Below are 13,674 nucleotides of genomic sequence, written 5' to 3' on the forward strand. Positions count from 1 at the left end.
CATGACAGTGAAATTAGGCGTGATTGCTGATGATTTTACCGGCGCGACAGATATTGCAGGCTTTATGGTACAAAACGGCTGGAAAGTGGTGCAGCTACTGAATGAGCCGAATGAAAATACTCCAATCCCTCAAGATGTGGATGCCATTGTGGTGAGCTTGAAAAGTCGTTCTTGCCCTGTGGATGAAGCCATTAGTGCCTCGGTTAATGCCTGCCGCTGGCTGAAGGAATCGGCGCAGTGCCGGCAAATTTTCTTTAAATATTGCTCCACATTTGATTCAACCGAGAAAGGCAACATTGGCCCAGTGACTGATGCGCTGATGAAGCAACTGGGTACGTCATTATCATTAGTGTGCCCTGCATTGCCTATTAACGGTCGAACCGTGGTACATGGGCACCTGTTTGTGAATGGTCAATTGCTCAATGAAAGTGGAATGCAGCATCACCCAGTCACCCCAATGACCGATGCCAACCTGATGCGCGTCATGGAAAAACAGTCCGCAGGTAAAGCGGGGCTGATTAACTTGGCAACCGTACAAAAGGGTAGCGCCGCTATCACAGAGCAGTTAGAACAGCTAAGCCAGCAAGATATCAGCTATGCGGTTGTGGATAGCTTCACGATGGATGATTTACTGCCTATTGCTCAGGCTTCGCAATCACTGCCTTTATTAACGGGCGGGTCTGGATTGGGGGCTGCTCTTGCGAATATTGATAGTCAAGTAGCTTGGGGTCAGGGCGAAAGCCGTGGTGCTAAGCCGACGGGCAAAGAGAGAAAAACGGTCATTCTATCGGGTAGCTGCTCGCTAATGACCAACAAGCAAGTGCAAAACTATCAGCAAGTTGCACCTAGCAAAGCGCTAGATGTGGGCGAATGCATCAATAATCCAGACTATGCAACGGTATTAGCGCAATGGGTTAAAGAGCAGAAAATCACAGGGTTAGCGCCTTTGTTATATGCCACCCAACCACCAGAATTATTGAAGCAAACACAGGAAAAATACGGCGCCGCATTATCGAGTACCGCGGTAGAAAATGTGTTTGGGCAGGTAGTGACGTTACTTCAGCAGCAAGGTTATAACACTTTTATTATCGCGGGCGGAGAAACCTCTGGAAAAGTGGTGCAAAGCCTTGGAACTGAACAATTAAGTATTGGCTCACCTATCGCGCCGGGTGTGCCTTGGGTACAAGACTTAGCAAGCGGTAACTGGTTAGCACTGAAATCAGGCAATTTTGGTCAAGAGAATTTCTTCCAGTTAGCACAGGAGATGGTTAATGAGTAATGAAAAGGCGCTACGCCAAGAGTTAGTGGATTGGGCGAAGTCAATGTTTAATCGCGGCTACAGCAGCGGTGGTGCAGGCAATATCAGCGCCCGCCTGCCGGATGGCTGCGTTATTGTCACCCCGACTAACTCAAGCTTTGGCGATTTAGATCCTGAGCGCCTGAGCAAACTAGACGCGCAAGGTAACTGGATTGATGGTGACAAGCCAACAAAAGAAGTTTCCATGCATATGGCAATGTATTTGCAGCGCCCAGATTGCCAAGCGGTGGTTCATCTACATTCACCTTGGCTAACGGCACTGTCCTGTTTACCGAATTTAGATACCGCAAACTGCTTACCGCCGATCACGCCTTATTACGTGATGCGTGTGGGCAAATTACCGTTGATTGAATATTTACCACCGGGTGATGACCGTATTGGTGAAGAAATCGCAAAATTAGCGCCAAATCATAATGCTATTTTACTCTCTAACCACGGCCCCGTTGTTGGCGGAAAAACGTTAAGACAGGCGTTTTTCAATGCGGAAGAATTAGAAGATACCGCACGTCTATACATTACATTGCGCCCACACGGCTTCACCACGTTAACGCAAGAGCAGGTTCATGAGCTCGAAAGCCGTTATCCACAGAAATGAGGCGATAGACATGGCTAAATTTGCAGCAAATCTCAGTATGATGTTTAACGAAGTTCCGTTTATTCAACGCTTTGAACGTGCCGCTCAAGCTGGCTTTAAGGGCGTTGAGTATCTTTTCCCTTATGAAGAAGATGCGGATGTTATTGCGGGTGAATTGAAAAAACATCAACTTACTCAAGCTCTATTCAATATGCCAGCGGGAAATTGGGGCGCTGGCGAGCGTGGAATGGCGTCTATTCCCGGTCGTGAAGCAGAATTCGCTCAAGGGGTACAAACCGCCCTGAAGTACGCTTTAGCATTAGGCTGCAAGCAAGTGCATGCTATGGCAGGAAAAGTGGATGATAAATTCACGCCTGAAGAGCAAAAAACGTGTTTTATTAAGAATATACAGCATGCTGCGGATGTGATGGCTGAGCACGGCATTCGTGTGCTTATCGAGCCGATTAATACCCGCGATATGCCGGGGTATTTCTTAACGACCCAAAAGCAGGCTGAAGCGCTGTTACCTGAAATCAATCGCGAAAACGTGTTTATTCAATTGGATTTATATCACTGCCAGATTATGGAAGGTGACTTATTGAAAACAATTGAGCGTCTTTGGGGTAAATTTAGTCATATTCAGATAGCATCAGTACCTTTTCGCCATGAACCTGATAGCGGTGAAGTCAATTACCCATGGATTTTTAATCAACTCGATGAAATGGGATATGAAGGCTGGCTGGGATGTGAATACCACCCAGCAGGACGCACCGAAGACGGTTTAGGCTGGCTAAAGCAAGCTAATTCCTAGGAGAACCGAATGATCCCTTCCGAACGTCGTGATTTTATTTATCGCTATGTCTATGAGCACCAAACTGTGTCTATCAATGACTTAGTGGGTTTAATGAATGTCTCTCATATGACGGTTCGACGTGATATTCGCATGTTGGAAGAGGAAGGGAAGGTTGTCGGAATTAGCGGTGGAGTTCGGTTAAATGATGCGTTACGCCAAGAGCTTCCGTGGAGTGAAAAGGCAAGACTTCATCATCAAACGAAACGCGAAATCGGTCAATTTGCCAGCTCACTGGTTGAAGATGGTCAGGTGGTTTACCTCGATGCAGGCACCACCACCTTTGAAATTGCCCGTGTATTGGGTGAGCGTTTTAATCTCACTATCGTGACCAATGATTTTTCCATCATGCAGTACTTGATGAATAAATCACAACTGAACTTGTATCACACAGGCGGGCAGGTTGATAAACGCAATCACTCCTGTGTTGGCAATACGGCGGCCGCTATGTTGCAGACACTGAATGTAGACATCGCGTTTATTAGTACCAGCTCATGGGATCTGCAACATGGGGTTTCCACTCCTCATGAGGAAAAAGTCCAAATAAAACAAACTTTATTGGATGTTGCTCGTCGGTGTGTACTGGTTTCAGACAGCAGTAAATTCGGTAAATACGGTATGTTCCGTGTCTGCCCATTAGATCAATTGCACGACATCATTTGTGACCAACATTTACCGTCTGATGTGGTGCAACGGATACTCGAAAAAAACATAAAACTTCATTTAATAAATACATAAAAAAACATCTTACCTACTGATGCATAGCCCGACAGGGTTATAGCAAGGAGAATGACAATGAAAGTTATTATTACTGGTGGCGCAGGCTTTCTGGGCCAGCAGCTAGCCGCTGCTTTGCTTAAAAACAACCAAGGATTAAAATTTAACCAGCTCGTTTTAGCGGATATTCAATGCCCTACATCGCCTATTGAAGACTCTCGTGTGAGTTGCGTTGCATTAGATTTAACCCAGCCAGAAGCCGCAGATAAGCTGATTGACGCGCAAACTGACGTGGTATTCCACCTTGCGGCGATCGTCAGTAGCCATGCTGAAAGTGACTTTAACTTAGGCATGAAAGTGAACTTCGATGCGACTCGCCAATTGCTTGAAGTCGCTCGCGCTAAAAACCCTGCCATCAAGTTTTTATTCACCAGCTCCCTTGCGGTTTTTGGCGGTGAATTACCAGATGTGATCACCGACCTGTGTGTTGTGAACCCTCAGTCTTCTTATGGCGCTCAAAAAGCCATGTGTGAATTGATGGTGAACGACTATTCCCGTAAAGGCTATGTGGATGGACGCGTGATGCGCTTACCTACCATTAGTATTCGCCCGGGAGTCCCGAATAAAGCGGCATCTTCTTTTGCTAGCGGTATTATCCGCGAGCCACTAAATAGGATTGAGAGTGTTTGCCCAGTGTCTCCAGAGTTGGCGCTATGGTTATCTAGCCCAGAAACGGTAATCAACAACTTCATCCATGCGGTTTCGATTCCTGCAGAGAAATTTGGTCTTTCACGCACAGTGAACCTGCCAGGGATCACCGTGACAGTACAAGAGATGATTGATGCCCTGCGTGATGTCGCTGGTCAACAAGTAGTTGATTTAATTCGCTTTGAACCGGATGAATCCATCAACCGCATTGTGGCAAGCTGGCCGGGTAAATTCGATATTCGCCGTGCACTGGATTTAGGCTTTAAAGCTGATGGGTCATTTAGCGATGCGATCCGTTCCTTCATTAAGCACCATGGCTGTGCGAAATAGGAGATTAAATAATGTCCTATATTCCTATTATTGGCCTCGCGGTGGCCATATTTGTCCTTATCTTTTTAGTATTGCGAACGCGGGTTCACGCCTTGTTAGCGATGTTGATTGCGGCTGCAATCGCAGGGTTATCAGGGGGATTAACTGCGGCGGAAACCGTCACCGTTATTACAAAGGGCTTTGGTTCGACCCTCGGTAGCATTGGTATTGTTATCGGTCTCGGGGTAATGATGGGAAGGGTGCTGGAAGTGTCCGGTGCTGCTGAGCAGATAGCTTATAGTTTTATCAAATGGTTAGGTAAAAAACGCGAAGAGTGGGCGCTGGCAATTACCGGTTATATTGTCAGTATTCCTATCTTTGTAGACTCTGCATTCGTTATTTTGTATCCGCTGGCAAAAGCGTTAGCGAAGAATGGGAAGCGCAGTATTTTAACCCTTGGTGTCGCATTGGCGGGTGGTCTGGTTGTTACCCACCATACTGTGCCACCAACTCCGGGCCCTCTCGGTGTTGCTGGGATCTTCGGGGTTGATGTTGGTGCCATGATTTTAGCGGGAATGACACTGGCAGTGCCGTGTGTCATCGGAATTGTGTTCTACGCTAAATGGCTGGGAACTAAATACCCAGAATTCATGCCAGATGAAACGGGCAGCGAAGATTTAAAAGAAGTGCACGCGCGTTACATGGAAGAAAAAGCCAACAAACCATTACCGAGCTTATTCTTATCATTGTTACCAATTATCACGCCAATTCTGTTGATCTTCATTAATGCTATCAACGGATTATTACTGAAAACAGCCGCATTCCAAGGTATGGATGATAATTGGTACTTCCAATCATTCCAATTCTTGGGAGCACCGATTATCGCCTTATCTATTAGTGTCCTGATTTCGGTCTATACGTTAATGCCAAAAGCATCGAAAGAAGAAGTTATCGACCGTATGGAAGAGGGTTTACAAGCGGCGGGTATCATCCTGCTTGTGACAGGTGCTGGTGGAGCATTAGGTGCAGTATTGCGTGACAGCGGGACGGGAACCATTCTTGCGGAGCATGTCGCGAATTTACCGATTACGCCCGTATTAATCCCGTTTATTATCGCGACATTAGTGCGTTTAATTCAGGGGTCTGGAACGGTAGCAATGATTACCGCAGCATCGATTTCTGCGCCAATCATTAGCCAAATTCCTGATATCAACTTATTGGTTGCAGCTCAGGCAGCAACAATGGGGTCTCTGTTCTTCGGTTATTTTAACGACAGCCTTTACTGGGTGGTGAACAGAATGATGGGGATCAAAGACGTTAAACAACAAATGATTGTTTGGTCTATTCCAACAACAATAGCTTGGGCTATCGGGTTGGTGGGGGTCTTGATCCTTGATGTCGTGCTATAAATCTAGCATGTTGATATTGTAGTATTTTCTATATTCTGCCTATCTAAAGCGCCCATTCGGGCGCTTTCTTTCGATAATCACAAACATTCATCTATACTGGGTGTATCTCATTATTCACATTCATCTTAAGATAACTTATTTGTGATCATGATCTCGTTTTAATGAAATTCAAGTGTATCTGTTTCTATTAAAGTAGATATTGGTCACTAAATTAATCAAAGCTAAGCGCTATATTGACAATAACGTACTAATTCAATGATGCCATTGTGTAAAGGAGTTTGATATGTCTGACGTTTTCCACTTAGGTTTAAAAAAGAGTGACTTACAGGGTGCAACTGTTGCTATTGTTCCTGGGGATCCTAACCGTGTTGAAAAAATTGCACGTCTGATGGACAACCCTGTACATTTGGCTTCATTACGCGAATTCACTTCATGGCGTGGCGAGCTCGATGGCAAAGCCGTGATTGTCTGCTCAACGGGTATTGGTGGTCCATCAACTTCTATCGCAGTTGAAGAGCTGGCTCAGTTAGGTATCCGTACTTTCTTACGTATTGGTACAACAGGCGCAATCCAAGAAAACATCAATGTGGGTGATGTACTTGTCACCACAGGTGCGGTTCGTTTAGATGGCGCAAGCCAGCACTTTGCACCACTGGAATTCCCTGCAGTTGCTGACTTCACGTGTACTAATGCGCTGTATGCTGCGGCGACAGAAGCGGGTGCAACTGTACACGTCGGTATTACCGCATCTTCCGATACTTTCTACCCAGGTCAAGAACGTTACGACACCTATACAGGCCGCGTAATGCGTCACTTCAGAGGTTCAATGAAAGAGTGGCAAGACATGGGCGTGATGAACTATGAAATGGAATCTGCAACGCTGTTAACCATGTGTGCAAGCCAAGGCCTGCGTGCAGGTATGGTCGCTGGGGTTATCGTAAACCGTACTCAGCAAGAAATTCCAAATGAAGCGCTTCTGAAAAAAACAGAAGGCAATGTTCTGAGCATCGTTGTCGAAGCTGCTCGTCGCCTGCTGTAATCCTAATTAGCTGACCCGTTTACTGACTTCACTCGGTTGTGGATTTGCGGTAAACGGGTTCAGTTATCATCGTGCTACCCATGCATCTTAAATATTCTTGTATCTCTAATTGATCAGCGCAAAATTTATTTTCTCGCGTTTTTCTTATTCCCTTCATCGATGAATCTGTTATTGTCATTTAAAACAATTAATAGAAGCCTCTTAAGTTACTCAAATTACAAGTAATTGATGATTTCGTTTATTTTTAGTTTGAGCAATGACAGAGCTAAAAAGGGAAAACGTATGTCAACCAAACCTTACCTTCACCCCTCTGTACTGCCTTTAACAGGTGGAATTAACTTTCGTGATTTAGGGGGAAAAAAGCTTTCCAATGGCGGAAAAATAAAGCCCGGTGTTTTATTTCGTTCTGGGGCGCTCGACCGATTAACCCAAGATGATGAAAAAGTCTTACAGTCACAAAACCTTTTCCAAATCATCGATTATCGCGATGAAGCTGAAATTTTGGATAAACCAGATGTGGTGTGGCGTGGCGCTCATTATGTACATGCCCCTGCGAACCCGCTGGCAAAAGAAGTGAGTGCGAATCTTGATAAACTCACCCCAGAAGTACTAGAACAGTTTGATCCTCAAGCTTTTATGTTCCGCCTCTATGAGTTGCTTCCGTTGAATAATGCCGCTTATCACCAATTAGTGAACATGTTGAAGCAGCCAGAAAAAGGTGGGCTTGTGCAACACTGTGCTGTGGGTAAAGACCGCACAGGAGTTGGCTCGGCTCTCGTGCTGTTTGCGCTGGGCGCAGATGTGAATACAGTAATGGATGATTACCTTTTAACGAACGAGACGTTAGCGCCATTTCGTAATCATTTACTCGAAGAGTTCTCCAAGACCATGAGTGAAAACGTGGTGAAAAAATTCGAATATGTATTTTCTGTTCGTGAAGAATTTTTACAAACTGCATTGAAAAGTATAGAAAATAATTATGGCGGTGTGGATAGCTGGCTAGAAAAAGACTTTGGATTAGATAACGCTCAGCGCAGCGTATTACAAAGTTACTTCCTCGAATAAACCTCTGCGGAATTGAAGTTGCAATGCGCCAGTTTTGTTGCAACTTTATTTACTTCCAAGAACTATAATATATTCACTTAGCGGCGTAATAATTGCTTATCTTAATAACAGTTAATTAGCTGAATAATAGTTACTTAGTCTACTCATAGTTAACATACTAATCTCAAACCGTAGGAATTCGCCCTTGAGCATTAATGAAATTGTCACGGTCATTACAGAATTCACTCGCGCTCACGAAGTGTGGGCTATCCCTATTGTGTTCATTCTTGCGTTTGGCGAGTCCCTCGCTTTCTTATCGTTATTGCTCCCTGCGACCGTTATCTTGCTTGGGCTAGGGGCATTAATTGGTGAAAGTGAGATTGCCTTTTTCCCGATTTGGTTAGCCGCTGCATTGGGCGCATTTTTCGGGGATTGGGTCTCTTATTGGTTTGGTTTTCACTATAAAGATAAAGTTCGTGAAATGTGGCCGATTTCCCGCAACCCTGAAATGGTAGACAAAGGGCATCGCTTCTTTGAGAAGTGGGGTGTTTGGGGGATTTTCTTTGGTCGGTTTTTCGGGCCACTGAGGGCGGTAGTGCCGCTTGTTGCGGGGATCTGTGAAATGAAGCAGCGACATTTCCAAGTCGCTAACCTAGCCTCAGCGATGATTTGGGCGTTTGGTATTTTAGCCCCTGGCGCGCTTGGTTTACGTTGGTTTGCGAGTTGGATGGGATAAGCTGCGAAGCCGCTCGCAAAAAGTAGCCGTTGGGAGATTTACCTCTGGACACTTATACAGTATCCCATTACCTTACTCTAGATTTTAAAAAGTAAGGATTGAGTCGTGGATACCTCTCTTTTATATGCAATTATTGGCGCCTTGAGCGGCATTTTGGTCGGCGGTTTAGCGGTCTGGTTTTCTATTGTCCAAAAAATAGCGGGAAAAGAGCGAGAGCTACAAGAGGTATACCGCCAATTGGCGGCGAGCGATGAAAAAAATGTGCATTTAGCGCAGTGGAAAGATGAATGTGACAGGCTCGATCAGGAGCTACGTACACAGCGGGATATTAACCGCGAACAGGAAGCAGAGCTGCGGGAAGTGATGACCCGCTTTGAGCAGACGCAACTCGCCAATGAAGAAAAACAACGGATTTTACAAAACAGCGAGCAGCGCCTTACCGCTCAGTTCGAAAATTTAGCCAATCGTATTTTTGAGCAGAACGAACGTCGAGCATCTGAACAACATCAGAAAAATTTAATGGCGATGCTGTCACCGTTTCGTGAGCAACTTGAAGGGTTTCGCCAGCAAGTACAGCAAAGTTATGGTGAAGAAGCCAAAGAGCGCCATACACTCACTTATGAAATTCGCCAATTACAGCAGTTAAATAGCCAAATGACCAAAGAAGCGGTCAATTTAACCCGAGCCCTAAAAGGAGATAATAAAATCCAAGGGAACTGGGGGGAAACGATTTTAACGCGGATTTTAGAAGTTTCAGGGCTGCGAAAAGGCAGTGAATTTGAAACTCAGGTAAGCATCAATACGGGGTTTAATAGCCGCTATCAACCCGATGTGATTATCCATCTTCCTGAAGGCAAAGATGTGGTGGTCGATGCGAAAATGTCGCTGGTGGCTTATGAACACTATTTTAATAGCGATGATCCAGAACAGCAGCAGCAAGGCATCAAGGAGCATGTGGCGTCCATTCGTAACCATATGAAAATGCTCAGTCGCAAAGACTACCATCAGTTACCGGGAGTTCGCTCTTTAGATTATGTGCTCATGTTTATTCCGATTGAGCCTGCGTATTTATTAGCATTAAAAGAAGCGCCTGAACTACTTGATGAAGGATTAAAACTGAATATTATGTTGGTTTGTCCATCCACCTTACTGGTGGCCGTGCGTACCATTAATAATTTGTGGCGCTATGAACGGCAAGAGCAAAATGCTCAAGAAATCGCAGATAGAGCCGCTAAAATGTACGATAAGCTGCGTTTATTTATTGATGATATGCAGGTATTGGGCTCGAGTTTAGAGAAAGCAAATCATACTTATTCTTCAGCAATGAAGCGCCTTGCTGAAGGCCGAGGTAATTTGCTTGCTCAAGCGGAAAGTTTTAAAGAGTTAGGTGTGGAAGTTAAGCAATCTATAGACCCTCAGCTAGCTGAGCGGGCTGACAAGTCTAATTGTGCGGAATCTTAGAGTTATAATAGGGTTTTCACTCAAAGGCTGGTACACTTCACAAAAAAGTTTGAACGATTAACAGGCATAATAGAAATGACCGAACCAACAAAAGAAACCATCGATTTTGGTTTCCGTACTGTAGAGAAAGAAGAAAAAGCTGGCCTAGTCGCAAATGTTTTTCACTCTGTAGCCTCTAAATATGACCTGATGAATGACTTAATGTCTTTTGGTATTCATCGTATCTGGAAACGTTTCACAATCGAAGCGAGTGGTGTGCGTCGTAATCAACGCGTACTTGACCTTGCTGGTGGAACTGGTGACCTCACTGCAAAATTTTCTCGCCTTGTGGGTGAAAAAGGTGAAGTGGTTCTCGCAGATATTAACGATTCAATGTTAAAAATGGGACGCGAGAAACTGCGCGATTTAGGCATTGTTGGTAATGTTAATTACGTTCAAGCGAACGCAGAAGAGTTGCCATTCCCTGATAACTATTTTGACTGTATTACTATCTCTTTTGGTTTACGCAACGTCACCGATAAAGATAAAGCATTACGCTCCATGTTCCGCGTATTGAAGCCGGGTGGACGCCTATTAGTGCTTGAGTTCTCTAAACCAATTCTTGAACCACTGAACAAAGCTTACGATGCTTACTCATTCCATATTTTACCGCGTATTGGTCAAGTGATTGTGAATGATCCTGAAAGCTATCGTTACCTGGCTGAATCTATCCGTATGCACCCAAATCAAGAAACCTTGAAAGGGATGATGGAAAACGCAGGTTTTGAGCAAGTCTCTTATGACAATATGACCGGTGGTATTGTTGCATTACATAAAGGGTTTAAATTCTAAGATGGAAGCACCATCAGCGCATATTGAAAATCCTAATACTGTTTTGTATTCCTTGATGACGGCATTAATGGAAACTTCCTTGAACCACATGTTGTTCAAGGAAAAAGTCCTGCAACCTGCAAGAATGCGTTTAGCGGGTAAAGTGATGGGGATTGAGCTTAAAGAGCTGAATAAAACCCTGACACTTATTTTTGCTGAAAATCATGTTGATGTATTAAGTGAATGGCAAGAACCTGCAGATTGCACTATCAAAACGTCACTGTTTACATTGATTAAGTTGAAAGATAAGCAGCAGCTTTCACAACTCATCAATAATGGTGACATTGTGATTGAAGGCGATATGCAAATTGTTCAACACTGGTCTTCATTACTGGATTTAGCTATCTGGAACCCAGCTCATTATTTATCCCCTTATATTGGTGATGTTGCGGCAGAAGGCATCAGTAAAGTGTTAGGTAAAGGGGCTTGCCTCGCGTCTCGTTTAGTCAGTCGCCAAAAAACATACGTTAAAGACATTATTCTGGAAGAGTGGAAAATGGCGCCAAGCCAGCTGGAATTAGTGCATTTTAGCGATGAAGTTGAGCAGGTTTCAAATTCAATGAGTCAGTTAGAACAACGACTCAATCAGTTGGAGGAGAAGAATGACTCCCGGTGAAATAAAACGTCTTTACTTCATTATTCGGGTATTTCTCTCTTATGGACTAGATGAGCTGATCCCTAAAATTAAGCTGACATTGCCTTTAAGAATTGGGCGGTTAGGTTTTTTTTGGATCAAAAACAGACACAAAGATAAAGATCTTGGTGAACGACTGCGCCTAGCATTACAAGAATTAGGGCCGGTTTGGATCAAATTTGGTCAAATGCTTTCGACTCGCCGAGATTTATTCCCTCCTGCAATTGCTGACCAGCTGTCATTATTACAAGACAAAGTGGCGAGTTTCGATGGTAAATTAGCCCGTCGTTATATTGAAGAGTCACTCGGTGGTCCATTAGAACAATGGTTTGATAACTTTGATGAGCAAGCTCTTGCCTCTGCGTCGATTGCCCAAGTTCATACTGCAACATTAAAAGAAAATGGCAGAGATGTTGTTTTGAAAGTGATTCGCCCAGATATTTTGCCTGTCATCAAAGCGGATATTAAGCTGATGTACCGTATCGCCAATTGGGTTCCTCTTCTTCCTGATGGACGACGTTTACGCCCTAAAGAAGTCGTGCGTGAGTACGAAAAAACCTTAATTGATGAGCTAAATCTTCTTCGCGAATCCGCTAACGCTATCCAGTTACGACGCAACTTTGAAAACAGTTCTATGCTGTATATCCCTGAAGTTTATCCTGATTATTGCCGTGAAAACGTGATGGTCATGGAGCGTATCTACGGTATTCCTGTTTCAGACATTGCGGCATTAGAAGCGCAAGGCACGAACATGAAGTTGCTGGCAGAGCGGGGCGTCAAAGTCTTCTTTACCCAGGTATTTCGTGACAGTTTCTTCCACGCAGATATGCACCCGGGCAACATTTTTGTTAGCTACGACCACCCAGAAGATCCTCTCTATATTGGTATCGACTGTGGGATCGTGGGTTCACTTAACAAAGAAGATAAGCGCTATTTAGCTGAAAACTTTATTGCTTTCTTTAATCGAGATTACCGTAAAGTTGCTGAGTTGCATGTGGATTCTGGCTGGGTTCCGCCAGATACCAATGTTGAAGATTTTGAGTTTGCTATTCGCACCGTTTGTGAGCCTATCTTTGAAAAGCCATTAGCTGAGATTTCATTTGGGCATGTGTTATTGAATCTGTTCAATACCGCCCGTCGCTTTAATATGGAAGTTCAGCCGCAATTGGTGTTATTGCAGAAAACCTTATTGTACGTTGAAGGTTTGGGTCGTCAGTTATACCCGCAGTTGGATTTATGGAAAACAGCAAAACCATTCTTAGAGGATTGGATCCATAGCCAAGTGGGTATTCCGGCTATCACCAAAGCGTTAAAAGAAAAAGCGCCATATTGGGCGGAGAAAATGCCAGAAATCCCCGATTTGATTTATGGGGCATTAAAGCAGCACCGTTTCTTGCAGTCTAATATTGAACAGCTTACACAAGAGTTAAAGCACCAACGCACTAAACAACGTAAATCACAGTACCTATTAGGAATTGGGGCAACCTTTATTCTTTGTGGTAGCTTATTCTTTATTTCCGACTTAACCCGAATTGCAGCAGCATTTATGGCTGTAGGTGCATTGTCGTGGCTTGTAGGTTGGTGTAAAGGAGAGGATAATTAAGTAGACTTTGTTTTGCGACAAGTTTATAAGGCTGTGATCATTTCCGTATTTAGCGTTGGTTGTATATAATAGAGTTAGTTACAATTGATCCCAAAACTATAGAGGTATTAACAATGGAATCAACTTTTGCAATGGCTGCTTTCGGTAGTCCTTGGCAATTAATTATCATTGCTTTGCTTATCATTTTAATTTTCGGCACCAAGAAATTACGTTCTTTAGGTTCTGATTTGGGCGAATCACTTAAAGGCTTCAAAAAAGCAATGAGTGATGATGAAGCTGCAAAAGCGAAAGCAGAGCAAGAGAAGCAAGACGCTGATTTTGCACCAAAAAATATCACTGAACAACAGGCTCCTGAAAAAAAAGACAGCCCAGTTGAGAGCAAAAATAAAGAGCAGGGATAAA

At 44.0% G+C, this 13,674-nt stretch carries 12 protein-coding genes and 2 pseudogenes; all 14 read left to right on the forward strand.

The genetic code is table 11. The annotated features are described in order from the left end of the window. Nucleotide 1: 1 nt before the first annotated feature. A complete protein-coding gene (gene otnK / locus GKR74_RS00705) occupies nt 2–1,279 on the forward strand; it encodes a 3-oxo-tetronate kinase (RefSeq protein WP_154602099.1) in 1,278 nt (425 codons plus the stop codon). Then, nucleotides 1,272–1,931, forward strand: a pseudogene (gene otnC / locus GKR74_RS00710) (3-oxo-tetronate 4-phosphate decarboxylase). Before otnK ends, otnC begins: the two are co-directional and overlap by 8 nt. After that, nucleotides 1,924–2,703: a 2-oxo-tetronate isomerase gene (gene otnI / locus GKR74_RS00715; RefSeq protein ID WP_154602101.1), complete on the forward strand. Its 780-nt coding sequence runs from the start codon at nt 1,924–1,926 to the stop codon at nt 2,701–2,703. The pseudogene otnC and the gene otnI overlap by 8 nt, the downstream one beginning before the upstream one ends. A gap of 9 nt (nt 2,704–2,712) precedes the next feature. Next, a complete protein-coding gene (locus GKR74_RS00720) occupies nt 2,713–3,480 on the forward strand; it encodes a DeoR/GlpR family DNA-binding transcription regulator (RefSeq protein ID WP_036954967.1) in 768 nt (255 codons plus the stop codon). Between the two features lie 57 nt (nt 3,481–3,537). Next, a complete protein-coding gene (denD, locus tag GKR74_RS00725; protein ID WP_154602102.1) occupies nt 3,538–4,497 on the forward strand; it encodes a D-erythronate dehydrogenase in 960 nt (319 codons plus the stop codon). Between the two features lie 11 nt (nt 4,498–4,508). Beyond that, entirely contained in the window at nt 4,509–5,885 is a 1,377-nt protein-coding gene (locus GKR74_RS00730) for a GntP family permease (RefSeq protein WP_036954960.1), read from the forward strand. 283 nt (nt 5,886–6,168) lie between these two features. Beyond that, nucleotides 6,169–6,924 (forward strand): uridine phosphorylase, encoded by a 756-nt coding sequence (gene udp, locus GKR74_RS00735; RefSeq protein ID WP_006658334.1) that lies wholly within the window; start codon nt 6,169–6,171, stop codon nt 6,922–6,924. 282 nt (nt 6,925–7,206) lie between these two features. Next, nucleotides 7,207–7,989 carry a tyrosine-protein phosphatase gene (locus GKR74_RS00740; protein WP_154602103.1) on the forward strand — a complete coding sequence of 261 codons (783 nt, stop codon included), beginning with the start codon at nt 7,207–7,209 and terminating at the stop codon, nt 7,987–7,989. Between the two features lie 184 nt (nt 7,990–8,173). Then, nucleotides 8,174–8,704 carry a DedA family protein gene (locus tag GKR74_RS00745; RefSeq protein WP_154602104.1) on the forward strand — a complete coding sequence of 177 codons (531 nt, stop codon included), beginning with the start codon at nt 8,174–8,176 and terminating at the stop codon, nt 8,702–8,704. Between the two features lie 105 nt (nt 8,705–8,809). Then, nucleotides 8,810–10,165: a DNA recombination protein RmuC gene (gene rmuC / locus GKR74_RS00750; RefSeq protein ID WP_336431284.1), complete on the forward strand. Its 1,356-nt coding sequence runs from the start codon at nt 8,810–8,812 to the stop codon at nt 10,163–10,165. A 75-nt stretch (nt 10,166–10,240) separates the two neighbouring features. Then, complete coding sequence (ubiE, locus tag GKR74_RS00755) at nt 10,241–10,996, forward strand: bifunctional demethylmenaquinone methyltransferase/2-methoxy-6-polyprenyl-1,4-benzoquinol methylase UbiE (RefSeq protein WP_036954951.1); 756 nt, start codon at nt 10,241–10,243, stop codon at nt 10,994–10,996. Between the two features lies 1 nt (nt 10,997). After that, nucleotides 10,998–11,648 (forward strand): annotated as a pseudogene (locus GKR74_RS00760) (ubiquinone biosynthesis accessory factor UbiJ); the annotation flags it as partial. Continuing rightward, nucleotides 11,638–13,272 (forward strand): ubiquinone biosynthesis regulatory protein kinase UbiB, encoded by a 1,635-nt coding sequence (gene ubiB, locus GKR74_RS00765; RefSeq protein WP_154602106.1) that lies wholly within the window; start codon nt 11,638–11,640, stop codon nt 13,270–13,272. The pseudogene GKR74_RS00760 and the gene ubiB, both read left to right, overlap by 11 nt. A 113-nt stretch (nt 13,273–13,385) precedes the next feature. Further along, complete coding sequence (gene tatA / locus GKR74_RS00770) at nt 13,386–13,673, forward strand: twin-arginine translocase TatA/TatE family subunit (protein WP_036954943.1); 288 nt, start codon at nt 13,386–13,388, stop codon at nt 13,671–13,673. Nucleotide 13,674: the final 1 nt, after the last annotated feature.

Source organism: Providencia sp. wls1914, assembly GCF_009706645.1.
Lineage (GTDB): Bacteria > Pseudomonadota > Gammaproteobacteria > Enterobacterales > Enterobacteriaceae > Providencia > Providencia zhijiangensis.